Raw genomic sequence first — 13332 nt, 5'->3', positions numbered from 1 at the left:
GCCGCCTCAGGCGCCGGCGCCGAGGGCGCCGGAGAGGCGCTCGTGGCGCTCGGCGGAGTCGGCGTTCATCCCCACCACGGTGACGTGCTTGCCCCGCGCGGCGTACTTGGTCCGCACGGCGTCGAGCGCCGCGACGCTGGAGGCGTCCCAGACGTGGGCAGCGCTGAGGTCGATGACCACGTCCTGCGGGTCGCCGACGTAGTCGAACTGGTGGACCAGGTCGTTCGACGAGGCGAAGAACAGCTCGCCGGTGACGTCGTAGACCCGCCGCCCCGCGTCGTCCGCGGCGTCCCGCGGGGTGACCGTGGTCAGGTGCGCGACGCGGCGCGCGAACATCACCGTGGCGACCAGCACGCCCACGATGACGCCGTAGGCGAGGTTGTGCGTCGCGACGGTGACCGCGACGGTGGCGAGCATGACGGCGGTCTCCGACCTCGGCATGCGGCGCAGCGTGGCCGGGCGCACCGAGTGCCAGTCGAAGGTGCCGACGCAGACCATCACCATGACCGCGACCAGCGCGGCCATCGGGATGACCGCCACCACGTCCCCCAGCCCGACCACGAGGACCAGCAGGAAGACGCCGGCGAGGAACGTGGAGATCCGCGTGCGCGAGCCCGAGGCCTTCACGTTGATCATGGTCTGGCCGATCATGGCGCACCCGCCCATGCCGCCGAACAGGCCGGTGACCACGTTGGCCACGCCCTGGCCCCAGGCCTCGCGGGTCGTGTCGGAGCGGGTGTCGGTGACCTCGTCCACGAGCTTGGCGGTCATGAGCGACTCGAGCAGCCCCACGAGGGCCATGCCGAGGGCGTAGGGCGCGATGATCCGCAGCGTCTCGAGGTTCAGCGGCACGTCCGGGACGAACAGCGCGGGCAGCGACTCGGGCAGCTCGCCCTGGTCGCCGACGGTCGGCACCGCGATGCCCGCCGCGAGCACCACGACGGTCAGCAGCGCGATGGCCACGAGCGGGGCGGGCACGACCTTCGTCAGGCGCGGGAAGAGCACGATGACGGCGATGCCGGCGGCCACGAGCGGGTAGACGGCGACGGGCACGTCCCGCAGGTGCGGCAGCTGGGACAGGAAGATGAGGATCGCCAGCGCGTTGACGAAGCCGACCATCACCGAGCGCGGGACGAACCGCATCAGCCGCGCGACGCCGAGCAGGCCGAGCACCACCTGCAGCAGGCCGGCGAGGATCACGGTGGCGACGAGGTGGTCGAGGCCGTGGTCGCGCACCACCGGGGCGACGACGAGCGCGACCGCGCCCGTGGCTGCCGAGATCATCGCCGGGCGGCCGCCGACGATCGCGATGGTGACGGCCATGGTGAAGCTGGCGAACAGGCCCACCCGCGGGTCGACGCCCGCGACGAGCGAGAACGCGATCGCCTCGGGGATCAGGGCGAGGGCCACGACCAGGCCGCCGAGCACCTCGGTGCGCAGCGTGCGCGGCGAGCGGAGGGCCGCGCGGACGGAGTGAGGGGCGGGAGCAGCGGGCACGTCCGGCAACTCTACCCTTACGTGAGGGTAGGGTCGGTGCGCCGCCGTCCGGCACAATCGACGGTCATGACGACGCCCGCCCCGCAGGACCCGGCCGCCACGATGCACATCGGCGCCGTCGCCGAGCGCACGGGCCTGTCGCTGCGCACGCTGCGGCACTGGGACGAGGTGGGGCTCGTGCGGCCGTCGGGCCGCACCGAGGGCGGCTTCCGGCTCTACACGGAGGCCGACGTCGAGCGGATCCTGCTGGTCCGGCGGATGAAGCCGCTCGGCTTCTCCCTCGAGGAGATGAGCCGGCTGCTCGAGCTGGCCGACCGCGTGGCCGCCGGCGACGCCGACGACGCCGTGCGCGCCGAGCTGAGCGACCTGGTCGCCGCCGCGCAGGAGCGCCGCGCCGACCTGGCGCGCAAGCTCGACATGGCCGACGAGCTCATCGCGCTGCTGCGGGCGCTCTAGCGCCGGCCCTCTCCCCCGGCCGTCGCGGCATCTCCCCCTCGCGGGGGAGACGCCGCGGCGCTGCGGTCCCGGAACGTGGTGGGGACCCGCTCCCGCGACGAAACGGAACCGCCGTGCACCCCGCCGACCTCTCCCGCGCCCTCCCCTTCCCCTCCCGCCCCGCCCGCCGCGCGCTCGTCGCGGCCGCCGTGCTCGCCGGCGCTGCCGCGCTCGCCGGCCTGGCCGCGCTCGCGGGCGCGCTCCCCCGACCGGACCCGGGGACGGCCTGGCTGGCTGCCGCCTCGCCGCACGCCGCCGTCGTCGTGCAGACCGTCGCGGCGCTCGTCGGTGCTGCCGGCGCCCTCGCCGCGCTCGCCGGGGCGCTGCCCCGCCGCGCGCTCGCCGTGCTCGCCGCGGCCGAGGTCGTCGTGCTGGGCCTCGTGCTGCAGGGCACCGCGACCCTCGCCGTGCTGGGCTACCTCGTGGCGATGGCGCTGCCGGCCGCCGTCGTCGTCCTCCTGGTCCAGGTGGTCCGGCGCTACCCCGTCGCGCGCTGGACCGTCGGCGTCCCCGCGCTCGTGCTGCTGGCAGGAGGCGCCGTCGCGGCACGCGCGCCGATCGTCTCGCTCGTCGCGAACCTGGGCACGGCGCTCGCCCAGCAGGCCGGCCGGCTCGCCATCGTGCTGCTCGTGCTCGGTGCCGGTGCCGCGTGGGGCGCCGTCCTGGCGTCGGCGCTCGCCGGGTCGCCCGGAGCGGCTCGCGCGACGCGGTGGGTCGTGCGCCACCGGGTACCGATCACCGTCGTGGCGGCCTGCGGACCGCTGCCGTACGCCCTGGTCCGGCTCACCTGGCTCACCCCCTGGCCCCTGCTCGGTGGCGAGGTGCTCGACCCGGCGACCCGCATCTGGGGGGTGACGCTCTCCGGCGGCGCATGGCTCGGCGTCGTGCTGACGCTCGGCCTGATCCGCCCCTGGGGTGCGGTCTTTCCCCGCTGGGTGCCGGTGCTCGCCCGGCGCCCGGTGCCCGTCGCGGCGGCGGCCGTGCCTGGCGGCCTCGTCGCGGCGGCGGTGACCTTCACCGCCGTGCCCATGCTCGTGCTGCTGCCCGCCGACGGACTCGTCACCGCGCTGGTCTCGGCCGTCGTGTTCCCGTGCTGGCTGTGGGGCCCGGCCCTCGCGCTGGCGGTGTGGGGATACGTCGGTCACCGCGCGGCCGTCGACGCACGCGAGGCCTGACGGGCCGTGGCGGTCCTTCCGGGCCGGCGCCGTCCCGGCGAGGATGGCGCCATGCCGACCGCACCGCGCCACCCGAGCCGCCGGGCCGCCCGCCTGGCGCGGCGGCTCGCGCGGCGGCTCGCGTGGCTGATGCTCGGCGCGGCGATCGGCCTGGCCGCGGCGCTGCTCGCCGTCTCCCTGGTCCGGTCGGCGGCCCCGGGCGCGCCCGTCGGGGTGGTCGCGGGCCTCACGGTCGCCGCGGCTGCCGCGCTCGGCCTCGTGCCCGGCGCGCGGGAGCTCGAGGTGACCGCGGCGCGCACCATGCTCGGCACGGACGCCGAGCTGGTGCTGCCGCGCCGTCCGCGCGCCGCTCACCGCGTGCGGACCGTTGCGTGGGTGCTGGGCCACCAGGTCGCCGGGCTCGCTGTCGCCGCCGCCCTGTTCGCCGGCGTGCCGTTCGCCGTGCTGGTCGCGGTGGAGGCCGTGACCGGCCGGCCGCTGGCGTCGGCCGTCCCCCCGCCAGCCCCCGGTGCGGGCCAGGCCCTGCGCGTCCTCGCCGCCGCTGGGGCGGGGACGGCGCTGCTGCTCGCCGCGGCGCCGGTCGGCGCGGCCGCCGCCGTGCTCGCCGGGCGCGTGCTCGGCCCGACGCCCCACGACCGGCTGGAGGCGGCGCTCGCCCGCGCCGACCGGGAGGCCGAGCACGTGCGCCTGGCCCGGGAGCTGCACGACGGCATCGGGCACGCCCTGACGATCGTCGGCGTGCAGGCGGCGGCCGGCCGGCGGGTCGTCGAGCGCGAGCCGGCGCTCGCCGCCCGGTCCTTCGAGGCGATCGAGGACGCCGCGCGGCAGGCGCTCGGCGAGCTCGACGCGCTGCTCGGCGCCCTGCGGCAGGACCGGGCGGCCGCGGACGACCGCTTGGCCGACACGGCCGTCGAGCTGGCCGACGTGGTGGCGGCGCACCGCCGTGCGGGCCTCGAGGTGACCGCGTCGCTCGACCTGCCCGACCGCCTGCCGGCGCTGCTGCACCGCGCGGTGCGGCGGGTCGTCGCCGAGGCGCTCGCCAACGCCCACCGCCACGGCGGCCCGGGTGCCGTGCGCCTCGTCGTGGCGACGACGCCGAGGGAGGTGACCGTGGACGTGAGCAACCCGCTGCCCACCGGCCGCGCCGATCGCGGCGCGGCACGCCGCGCGGGCGGGCGCGGCCTGGCCGGCGTGCGCGAGCGGGCGGCGCTCTTCGGGGGTGCCGTCGACGCGGGCGTGCGCGGCGACCGGTGGGTGCTGCGCGCCGTCCTCCCCCGCCCCGAGATGCCCGAGGACCACCGCGACGACCGCGAGCGCCAGGAGGCCCCGTGACCGCACCGCCCACCGCCCGCCGGGTCCGCGTCGTCGTCGCCGACGACGAGCCGCTCGTGCGCAGCGGCCTGCGGCTGATCCTCGACGCCGAGCCGGACCTCGAGGTGGTCGGCGAGGCCGGCGACGGCGCCACGGCGGTCGAGGCGGTCCGGCGCCTGCGGCCCGACGTCGTGTGCATGGACGTCCGCATGCCGGGCGTCGACGGGCTGCGCGCCACGGAGCTCGTGCTGCGGCTCGCCGACCCGCCGCGGGTGCTCGTGGTGACCACGTTCGAGCACGACGCGTACGTGGTCGACGCCCTCGTGGCGGGGGCGTCGGGGTTCCTGCTCAAGCGGGCCAGCGCCGAGGCGATGGTGCAGGCGGTCCGCACCGTGGCCACCGGCGAGAGCCTGGTGTTCCCGCGGGCCGTCCGGGAGCTCGTCCGGGGCGCCCGCGCGCCGCGCGGCGCCTGGGCCGGGCCCGCCCTCACCCCGCGGGAGGCCGAGGTGCTCGGCCTCGTGGCCCAGGGCATGACGAACGCCGAGATCGCGGCCGAGCTGGTGGTGGGGGTCGAGACCGTGCGCACCCACGTCGCCGCCGTCCTCGCCAAGCTGCAGGCGCGCGACCGCACGCAGGCCGTGGTGCTGGCCCACCGGGCGGGACTCGTCGAGCTGTGACCCGGCGCGCCGCGGATTGAGGACGACGCCCCGCCCGCGCCCCCGTAGCGTCGGGGCGTGACCCTCTCCGACCGTGCCGTCGCGGTGCGCCCCGTCGAGCTCGCCGACGCACCCGCCTTCCAGGCGCTGGGCGCCGAGGCCTTCGGCGTCCCCGCCACGCCGCCGCCCGCGCCCACCGCCGAGTCCTGGCCGCCCACCGGCGGCCGCCCGTGGGGCGCGTTCGACGGCGACGCCCTGGCCGCACGCCTGCTCGTGCGCGGCTTCACGTCCTGGTTCCACGGCGCCACGCTGCCGACGGCGGGGTTCGCCGGCGTCACGGTCGCCGCCGAGGCCCGCGGCGGCGGGCTGGTGCGCGCGCTGTTCGACGCCGCCCTGGGCGAGGCGCGCGAGCGCGGCGAGGTGATCTCCACCCTGTACCCCAGCGCGGCCGGGATCTACCAGGGGCTGGGGTACGGGATCGTCGGCGGCTTCGACACCGTGCACGTGCCGCTCGCGGCGCTGGCCCGCGTCGCGGCGCCGACGGACGGCACGCGGGTCCGGCGCGCGGAGGCCGCGGACCTGCCCGCGGTCCGCGCCGCGTACGACGCGTGGGCCGCCGGCCAGAACGGTCCCCTCACCCGTGCCGAGCCGCCGTTCGCCATGGACGAGGCCCTGCTGAGCGACCACACCGGCGTCACGCTCGCCGTCGACGCCGCCGACCGCGTCGTCGGGTTCGCCTCGTGGGACCGCGGGTCCGGCTACGACCGCACCGGCCGGCTCGAGGTCGAGGACCTCGTGGCGCTCACGCCGGACGCCGCACGGACGCTGTGGCGGGCGCTCGGGTCGTTCGGCATGGTCGTGGGCGCGGTGGCGCTGAGCACCTCGGGCCTCGACCCGGCGCGGCTCGTCCTGCCGGACCACGCGGCGACGCTCGCGGCGCGCGAGGCGTACATGCTGCGCGTGCTCGACGTGCCGGGCGCGCTCGGGGCCGCCCGCGTCGCGCCGCTCACCGCCCGCGTGCCGTTCGCCGTCGTCGGCCGTGGCGACGCCGTCGGCCCGGGTGACCGGCTGCGGGGCGCCTGGACGCTCGAGGTCGCCGACGGCGCCGTCCACGTCACGCGCGACGGCGACGCCCCCGCGTCGCCCGCGGACGCCGACCGGCCCACGTTCACCCCGGCCGGCCTCGCGGCGTCGTACGCGGGCGCGCAGTCGACCGCGAACCTGCGCCTGGCCGGCCAGCTCACCGGTCCGGCACACGACGACCTCGTGTGGGACGCCGTCTGGGGCGGACGCCAGGTGCACGTGCGCGACTACTTCTGACGGGCGCCGACCGGCGCCCGGCGGGTCGGTAGGCTCCGGGTGTGACAGCGATCACGCCCGAGGAGGCCACCGCATGAGCGAGTTCCGCGACCGGCTGCGCGGGCTGCCGACGTTCCCCGACGACCTGCCGCCCTTCGCGGTCGAGGCCACGCCGACCGATCCCCTGGCGCTGTTCGCCGCCTGGTTCGACGACGCCGTCTCGGCCGGCGTGCCGGCCCCGCACGCGGCGAACCTCGCCACCGCGGACGCCGCGGGGGCCGTGCACGCGCGCACGCTCACGCTCAAGGACGTCGACGCCGACGGCTTCTGGTTCGCCGCGCACGCCACCAGCCCCAAGGGCCGGGACCTCGCCGAGAACCCGCACGCGGCGCTCACGTTCTTCTGGCGGGAGCTGGGCCGGCAGGTGCGGGTGACCGGTGCGGTGCACCCGGGCCCCGAGGCGACGTCCCGCGCCGACTTCCTGGCGCGCCCGGACACCTCGCGCGCCGCCGGGCTCCTGGCCCACCAGAGCGAGCCGCTGACCGACCAGGCGCAGCTGCGCGAGGCCTTCGACGCAGCGCTCGAGCGCGTGCGGGCCGACCGCGAGCTGGCCGCGCCCACGTGGACCGCCTACGTCCTCGAGCCGGCCGAGATCGAGTTCTGGCAGGCGGCCGACGACGGCCACGTGCGGCTGCGCTACCGCGCCGGGGCGGCCGGCTGGACGAAGGGGCTGCTGTGGCCGTGAGCACCGAGACCCGGACGACCGCCCTGCGCGAGTCGGCCGCGACGTTCGACCGCCTCGTGGAGGTCGTGCGCGCCCTGCCCGACGCGGCGCACGCCGAGGCGTCCCCGCTGCCGGGCTGGACGCGCGGGCACGTGCTGGCGCACGTCGACGGCGTCGGCGCCGCCCTCGCGCGCCAGGCCGAGGCCGCCGCGCGCGGCGAGCAGGTCGAGGTGTACGACGGCGGGGCCGCCGGCCGCGCCGCCGCCATCGAGGCCGGGGCACGCCGCACCACCGCGCAGCACGTGGCGGCGCTCGAGGCGCTGCGCGAGCGCCTGCGCGCGGCGTGGCCGGCGCCCGGCGACCCGCTGTGGCACGCGCCGGTCACCTACCGGCTCGGCACCCTCGAGGGTGCCCTGCTCGCGTGGTGGCGCGAGGCGGTGATCCACGCCGGCGACGCGACGGCCGGCCTGGGCGCCGCCCTGGGCCCGGCGACGTGGAGCGCCCCGTTCTGCGCGCACCTGGACGCCTTCCTCGCGGTGCGCCTGCCCGCCGGCTGGCGGGTCACCGACCTGCGCGGCGACGCCCGCGACGTGGCGTCGTGGCTGGCCGGGCGCGTGCCGTCGGGTACGGTGTGGGCCGAGCGCGACGGCGCGCACGTGCCGCTGCCGGAGCTGGGCCCGTGGCCGTCCTCGTCGCCCGCGCCGGGCGCGGCGGTGACGCCTCCCGCCGGCGTGTGAGCGATCCCACCGGGATCGTGGGAGCGATTGTGACGGGCGTCATAGACGCGCCCGCCGTTTCGTGACGGTTTTCACGTGCTCCTACACTGACGACTCGTGACTTCTGTTTCCACGAGCACCAAGGACGCCGTCGACGTCGTCCTGATCGGCGGCGGCATCATGAGCGCGACCCTCGGGACGCTGCTGCAGCAGCTGGAGCCGGACTGGTCGATCCGCGTCTACGAGCGGCTGGACGACGTCGCCCAGGAGTCGTCCAACCCGTGGAACAACGCCGGCACCGGGCACGCCGCGCTCTGCGAGCTGAACTACACCCCCGAGAAGCCCGACGGCACGATCGACATCGCCAAGGCGGTGAAGATCAACGAGCAGTTCGAGGTCTCCCGCGAGCTGTGGAGCCACCTGCTCACCACGGGCCGCCTGACGAGCGCCTCGTTCATCAACCGCACGCCGCACATGACGTTCGTGCGCGGCGAGGCCAACGTCGACTACCTGCGCCGCCGGTACGAGACGCTCTCGGCCCACCCGCTGTTCAGCGACATGGAGTTCAGCACCGACCGCGCGCAGATCGCCGGCTGGGCGCCGCTGCTCGTCGAGGGCCGCGACCCGGCCGAGCCCGTCGCCGCGACGCGCAACGCCCTGGGCACCGACGTCGACTTCGGGTCGCTCACCCGTCAGCTGCTCGACGGCCTCGTGGCGAACGGCGCCGAGCTGCGCCTGCAGCACGAGGTCAAGAGCCTCAGGCGCACGCGCGACGGGCGCTGGCGCCTCAAGGTCAAGGACCGCTCCTGGAACGCCCCCGAGCGCAGCCACACCGTCACCGCGCGCTTCGTGTTCGTGGGCGCCGGCGGCGGCGCGCTGCCGCTGCTGCAGTCGGCCGGCATCCCGGAGATCCAGGGCTTCGGCGGCTTCCCGATCTCCGGGGAGTTCCTGCGCACCGCCAACCCCGAGCTGGTGGCCCGCCACCAGGCCAAGGTGTACGGCAAGGCGGACGTGGGCGCCCCGCCGATGTCGGTGCCGCACCTCGACACCCGCGTGGTCGACGGCAAGACGTACCTGATGTTCGGCCCGTACGCCGGGTTCAGCCCCAAGTACCTCAAGAAGGGCAAGTACCTGGGCCTGATCACCTCGCTGCGCGCGCACAACCTCACCTCGATGATGGGCGCCGGGCTCAAGAACCTGGACCTCACGCAGTACCTCGTCAAGGAGCTGCTCAAGAGCCCCGAGGCGAAGTTCGAGTCGCTGCAGCAGTTCTTCCCCGAGGCCATGCCGGGCGACTGGGAGAAGATCGTGGCCGGCCAGCGGGTGCAGGTGATCAAGCGCGACAAGGACGGCAAGGGCGTGCTGGAGTTCGGCACCGAGGTCGTCGCCGCGGCCGACGGCACCATCGCCGGCCTGCTCGGCGCCTCGCCGGGCGCCTCGACCGCCGCCTCGGCCATGGTCGGGGTGCTCGAGCGCTGCTTCCCCGCGAAGGCGGACGCCTGGCGTCCGCGCCTGGCCCGGATGATGCCGAGCCTCGCCGGCGGCGTCCCCGCCGACACCGCCGCGCTCGACGCGGCCCTCGACCGGCGCGAGGTGCTGGACGCCTCCGTCTACGAGTCGCAGGCCGACTCGCGGGTCTGACCCGCACACCTCCACGACGAAGGCGGTGCCCCGGCAGGGGCACCGCCTTCGTTCACGCCACCGAGCCGCGGGAGGCCGGCAGCCGCCGGCGCCACCGGGGCACCCGGACGACGATCCCGTCGTCGTCCGCCGCGGCGGACAGGCCGTGGGCCTCGAGCACCGCCACGACGCGCCGGGCGAGCTCCGCGGTGCGGGCCGGGTCGTCGTCGGGCGTGCCGCAGGCCAGCCGCAGCGTGCCGACCGCCAGCGTGTCCACGGCGCTGGCCGGGAAGAAGACGTAGCCCCGCGCGGCGGGCCCGGCGAGGGCCCGCGCCTCGCGCGCGCCGCACTCGACGCAGTCGCCCAGGCTCGCGCGGGCGAACACGCCCTCGCCCTGCAGCTCGGCGAAGGCGGCGTCGAGGCGCCGGTCGTCGCTCTCGGTCCCCGTCCAGGCGCGCTGCGCGGCGAGGCCCGCCTCCCACTCCTGGCGCACCACGCGCTCCACGCTGCCGGCTCGCGGCGTGACGGCGGACAGGGCGGCGAGCTCGAGGCAGCGGGAGAGCACGTCGTCGTAGGTGGCGAACCCGCCGCGCGCCATGGCGCGGGCGGCGCTGCGCACGTCCGCCAGCACGTCGTCAGCAGTGATCTCGGTGATCTCGTCCATCTGGTCGAGCGTCATGGTCCCGTCCTTCCGGTCGTCCCGCGGGGTCCTGCCCGACACGGTAGGACGGGCCTCCGACACTCACGGCAGCAGCGCCGCCGCGGCGGCGCGGCGCACCGCCCGGGCGACGGCGTCGAGCACCGGCGTGCGCAGCGACCACTGCTGCCAGTGCAGCTCGACGTCGACGTGCGCACCGGCCTCGAGCTCCACGAGCTCGCCGGCGGCCTCGGGCGCGTCCGAGTGCTCGTGCGGCAGCAGCCCCCAGCCGAGCCCGTGCACCACCGCGCGGGCGTAGTCGGCGGTCGAGGGCACGTAGTGCCGCGGCGGCTCGACGTCGCGGCCGGCCTTGGCGCGGGCGTAGCGGTCCTGCAGGTCGTCCTTGCGGTCGAACATCACCATCGGCGCGGCGGCGATCGCGTCGGGCGTCACGCCGTGGGGGAACCAGCGCCGCACGAACGCGGGCGTGGCGAACGGCCGGTACCGCATCACGCCGAGCCGCACGGCGGTGCAGCCCTGCACGGGGACCGCCTGCGTCGTGATCGCCGCCATGACCTCGCCCGAGCGCAGCAGCTCCGCCGAGTGGTCCTGGTCCTCGCGGTGCACGTCGAACACCGCCCGGTCGGCGACCTCGGCGAGCGCCGCCATCGCCCACGTGTTGAGCGAGTCGCCGTTGATGGCGATGGGCACCCGGGCCGGCGGGGCGCCCGCGGGCGCTCCCCCGCCGGCGCCCGCCGCCCCGCCCGAGGTGCGCCCGGGCAGGCCGGACTCGCGCACCACCGCGAGCACCTGGCGCGCCAGGCGCACGTAGTCGGCCCCGACCTCCGTGGCGGCGACCGGCCGCGAGCGCCGCACGAGCACCGCGCCGGCGCTGGTCTCCAGCGCCTTGATCCGCTGGCTCACGGCCGAGGGCGTCACGTGCAGCACCCGGGCGGCGCCGTCGAACGAGCCCTCGTCGACCACGGCGAGCAGGGCGTCCAGCTGGGCGATCTCCATGAAGCAACGCTAAGGCAACCTGAGAAACATTTGTTGGACTGTGGCGACGCGGGCGCCTAGCGTCGAGGGCGTGATGCTCCACGCGCTCTCCGGCCTCGGCTTCGGCCTCTCCCTCATCGTCGCCATCGGCGCGCAGAACATGTTCGTGCTGCGCCAGGGGCTGCGCCGGGAGCACGTCGGCGTGGTGGTGGCCGCGTGCACGCTGTCCGACGTCGTCCTCATCGGCGCGGGCGTCGCGGGCGCCGGCGCGCTGCTCGGCGCCGTGCCGTGGCTGGTGACCGTGATGCGGGTCGGCGGAGCGGCGTTCCTGCTGGTCTACGCCGCCCTCGCGGCCCGGCGCGCGCTGCGCCCCACCGGCGCGACGCTCCAGCCCGACCAGGCCGCCCGCCCGGGACCCGACCGCGCCGGCGCGGCGGCGGTGCTCGGCACCGCCCTGGCGATCACCTGGCTCAACCCGCACGTCTACCTGGACACCCTGGTGATGCTCGGGTCGATCGCCGGCGGGCACGGCGACGGCCGCTGGTGGTTCGCGGGCGGGGCGATGCTCGGCAGCCTGCTGTGGTTCACCGCGCTGGGGTACGGCGCGCGGCTGCTGCGGCCCGTGTTCGCCCGCCCGGGCGCGTGGCGGGTGCTCGACGGCGTCATCGCCGCGGTCATGGTCGCCCTCGCCGTGGGCCTGCTGCTGGCCGCCTGAGCCGGCTCACAGCGCCTGGACGATCTTCTCCACCTGCTCCTTGGCGTCGCCGAACAGCATCGCGGTGTTCTCCCGGGCGAAGAGCGGGTTGGCCACGCCCGCGTAGCCCGCAGCCATCGAGCGCTTGAACACGACCACCTGCCCCGCCTCCCAGACCCGCAGCACCGGCATGCCGGCGATGGGGCTGGTGGGGTCCTCCGCCGCCGCCGGGTTCACCGTGTCGTTCGCCCCGATGACGAGGACGACGTCCGTCGCCGCCAGCTCGTCGTTGATCTCGTCCATCTCCAGCACGATGTCGTAGGGCACCTTGGCCTCGGCCAGCAGCACGTTCATGTGGCCGGGCAGGCGGCCGGCCACGGGGTGCACGCCGAACCGCACCGTCGTGCCGCGGGCGCGCAGGCGGGCGACGAGCTCGGCCACCGGGTACTGCGCCTGCGCCACGGCCATGCCGTAGCCGGGAGTCACGACGACGCTGCGCGCGCCGCGCAGCATCGTGGCGACGTCCTCGACCTGCACCTCGCGGTGCTGCCCCGCCCCGGTCCCCGCGCCCGCCACGGTCCCGGTGCCGGTCCCGGTGCCGGTCCCGGTGCCGGTCCCGGTGCCGGACGGGCCGGCGGTCGGGGCCCCGAAGCCGCCCAGCACCACCGAGACGAACGACCGGTTCATCGCCCGGCACATGAGGTAGCTGAGGATCGCGCCGGAGGCGCCCACCAGGGCGCCGGTGACGATGAGCAGGTCGTTGCCGAGCATGAAGCCCGCCGCGGCGGCGGCCCACCCGGAGTAGGAGTTGAGCATCGAGACGACGACGGGCATGTCGCCGCCGCCGATCGCCGCCACCAGGTGCGCGCCGAGCGCGAGGGCCACCACGGTCATGAGCAGCAGCGGCGCGAGGGCGGCGGCCCCGTCGGCCGCGAGGAACCACGGCAGCAGCCCGAGCGACACCACCACCGCGGCGAGGTTGAGCGTGTTGCGGCGCGGCAGCACCAGCGGGGCCGACGGCATGCGCGCCGCCAGCTTGAGGTACGCCACCACGGAGCCGGTGAGCGTCACCGCGCCGACCAGCACGCCGAGGAACACCTCGACGCGGTGCACCGCGTCGTCCGGCGGCCCGCCGGCGAGGCGCGAGGTGAGGAACGAGTTGTAGCCGACGGCGACCGCCGCCAGGCCCACCGACGAGTGCAGGATCGCGATGAGCTGCGGCAGCTGCGTCATCGCGACCCGCCGCGCCCGCCACGCCCCGACCGCGCCACCGAGCACGAGCGCGGCGAGCGCCAGGCCGAGCGTCACGCCCACGGGCCGCTGCGAGCGCTCGGCCGCCAGCAGCACCGTGGCCCCGAGCGCCAGCACCATGCCGACGATCCCGAGCGTCACGCCGCGGCGCGCCGTCGTCGGCCGCGCGAGCCCGGCGAGGGACAGGACGAACAGCAGGGCCGCGACGACGTAGACCGCCTGGGCGAAGGCGGTCGCCGTGCCGGCGCTCCCCGCGGCCAC

Annotated in this window: 13 protein-coding genes; 9 read left to right on the top strand and 4 right to left on the bottom strand. The window is 76.7% G+C overall.

Annotated elements, in window-relative coordinates; translation table 11 throughout:
• Positions 1 to 6 precede the first annotated feature (6 nt).
• Positions 7 to 1506: a SulP family inorganic anion transporter gene (locus tag GSF02_RS07295; protein ID WP_159794264.1), complete on the bottom strand. Its 1500-nt coding sequence runs from the start codon at positions 1504 to 1506 to the stop codon at positions 7 to 9.
• Between the two features lie 57 nt (positions 1507 to 1563).
• On the opposite strand from GSF02_RS07295, the gene GSF02_RS07290 reads away from it, so the two are divergent.
• From GSF02_RS07290 to mqo, 8 genes are all read left to right on the top strand, one after another.
• Complete coding sequence (locus GSF02_RS07290; RefSeq protein ID WP_159794262.1) at positions 1564 to 1953, top strand: MerR family transcriptional regulator; 390 nt, start codon at positions 1564 to 1566, stop codon at positions 1951 to 1953.
• Positions 1954 to 2066: 113 nt separating this feature from the next.
• A complete protein-coding gene (locus GSF02_RS07285) occupies positions 2067 to 3167 on the top strand; it encodes a hypothetical protein (protein WP_159794260.1) in 1101 nt (366 codons plus the stop codon).
• 51 nt (positions 3168 to 3218) lie between these two features.
• Positions 3219 to 4499, top strand: coding sequence for a sensor histidine kinase (locus tag GSF02_RS07280; RefSeq protein WP_159794258.1), 1281 nt, complete (start codon positions 3219 to 3221; stop codon positions 4497 to 4499).
• Positions 4496 to 5155 (top strand): response regulator transcription factor, encoded by a 660-nt coding sequence (locus GSF02_RS07275; RefSeq protein ID WP_159794256.1) that lies wholly within the window; start codon positions 4496 to 4498, stop codon positions 5153 to 5155. The genes GSF02_RS07280 and GSF02_RS07275 overlap by 4 nt, the downstream gene beginning before the upstream one ends.
• 57 nt (positions 5156 to 5212) lie before the next feature.
• Positions 5213 to 6454, top strand: a complete 1242-nt coding sequence (locus GSF02_RS07270) for a GNAT family N-acetyltransferase (protein ID WP_159794254.1) — start codon at positions 5213 to 5215, stop codon at positions 6452 to 6454.
• 73 nt (positions 6455 to 6527) lie between these two features.
• Positions 6528 to 7178 carry a pyridoxine/pyridoxamine 5'-phosphate oxidase gene (locus GSF02_RS07265; RefSeq protein WP_159794252.1) on the top strand — a complete coding sequence of 217 codons (651 nt, stop codon included), beginning with the start codon at positions 6528 to 6530 and terminating at the stop codon, positions 7176 to 7178.
• Positions 7175 to 7894, top strand: coding sequence for a maleylpyruvate isomerase family mycothiol-dependent enzyme (locus tag GSF02_RS07260; RefSeq protein WP_235915429.1), 720 nt, complete (start codon positions 7175 to 7177; stop codon positions 7892 to 7894). Before GSF02_RS07265 ends, GSF02_RS07260 begins: the two co-directional genes overlap by 4 nt.
• A 159-nt stretch (positions 7895 to 8053) precedes the next feature.
• Positions 8054 to 9514 (top strand): malate dehydrogenase (quinone), encoded by a 1461-nt coding sequence (gene mqo / locus GSF02_RS07255; RefSeq protein ID WP_235915436.1) that lies wholly within the window; start codon positions 8054 to 8056, stop codon positions 9512 to 9514.
• Between the two features lie 52 nt (positions 9515 to 9566).
• Here mqo and GSF02_RS07250 read toward each other — a convergent pair whose 3' ends face one another.
• Positions 9567 to 10172, bottom strand: coding sequence for a DUF6891 domain-containing protein (locus GSF02_RS07250; RefSeq protein WP_159794248.1), 606 nt, complete (start codon positions 10170 to 10172; stop codon positions 9567 to 9569).
• Positions 10173 to 10235: 63 nt separating this feature from the next.
• Positions 10236 to 11147: a LysR family transcriptional regulator ArgP gene (locus tag GSF02_RS07245; RefSeq protein WP_159794246.1), complete on the bottom strand. Its 912-nt coding sequence runs from the start codon at positions 11145 to 11147 to the stop codon at positions 10236 to 10238.
• Positions 11148 to 11220: 73 nt separating this feature from the next.
• Between GSF02_RS07245 and GSF02_RS07240 the strand changes: the two genes are divergently transcribed.
• Positions 11221 to 11841: a LysE/ArgO family amino acid transporter gene (locus tag GSF02_RS07240; protein WP_159794336.1), complete on the top strand. Its 621-nt coding sequence runs from the start codon at positions 11221 to 11223 to the stop codon at positions 11839 to 11841.
• A gap of 6 nt (positions 11842 to 11847) precedes the next feature.
• On the opposite strand, the gene GSF02_RS07235 is transcribed toward GSF02_RS07240, so the two are convergent.
• Positions 11848 to 13332 carry an NAD(P)(+) transhydrogenase (Re/Si-specific) subunit beta gene (locus GSF02_RS07235; protein ID WP_159794244.1) on the bottom strand — a complete coding sequence of 495 codons (1485 nt, stop codon included), beginning with the start codon at positions 13330 to 13332 and terminating at the stop codon, positions 11848 to 11850.

This window comes from Puerhibacterium puerhi (genome assembly GCF_009846865.1).
GTDB classification, from domain to species: Bacteria; Actinomycetota; Actinomycetes; order Actinomycetales; family Cellulomonadaceae; genus Puerhibacterium; species Puerhibacterium puerhi.
Note: the sequence above shows the minus strand (reverse complement) of the source record. Positions and strands in the feature narration are given on the sequence as shown.

Coding starts and splice junctions, on each gene's coding strand:
- GSF02_RS07290 (WP_159794262.1), top strand. CDS start 1,564: ATGACGACGCCCGCCCCGCAGGACCCGGCCGCCACGATGCACATCGGC.
- GSF02_RS07280 (WP_159794258.1), top strand. CDS start 3,219: ATGCCGACCGCACCGCGCCACCCGAGCCGCCGGGCCGCCCGCCTGGCG.
- GSF02_RS07265 (WP_159794252.1), top strand. CDS start 6,528: ATGAGCGAGTTCCGCGACCGGCTGCGCGGGCTGCCGACGTTCCCCGAC.
- mqo (WP_235915436.1), top strand. CDS start 8,054: ATGAGCGCGACCCTCGGGACGCTGCTGCAGCAGCTGGAGCCGGACTGG.
- GSF02_RS07250 (WP_159794248.1), bottom strand. CDS start 10,172: ATGACGCTCGACCAGATGGACGAGATCACCGAGATCACTGCTGACGAC.
- GSF02_RS07245 (WP_159794246.1), bottom strand. CDS start 11,147: ATGGAGATCGCCCAGCTGGACGCCCTGCTCGCCGTGGTCGACGAGGGC.
- GSF02_RS07240 (WP_159794336.1), top strand. CDS start 11,221: ATGCTCCACGCGCTCTCCGGCCTCGGCTTCGGCCTCTCCCTCATCGTC.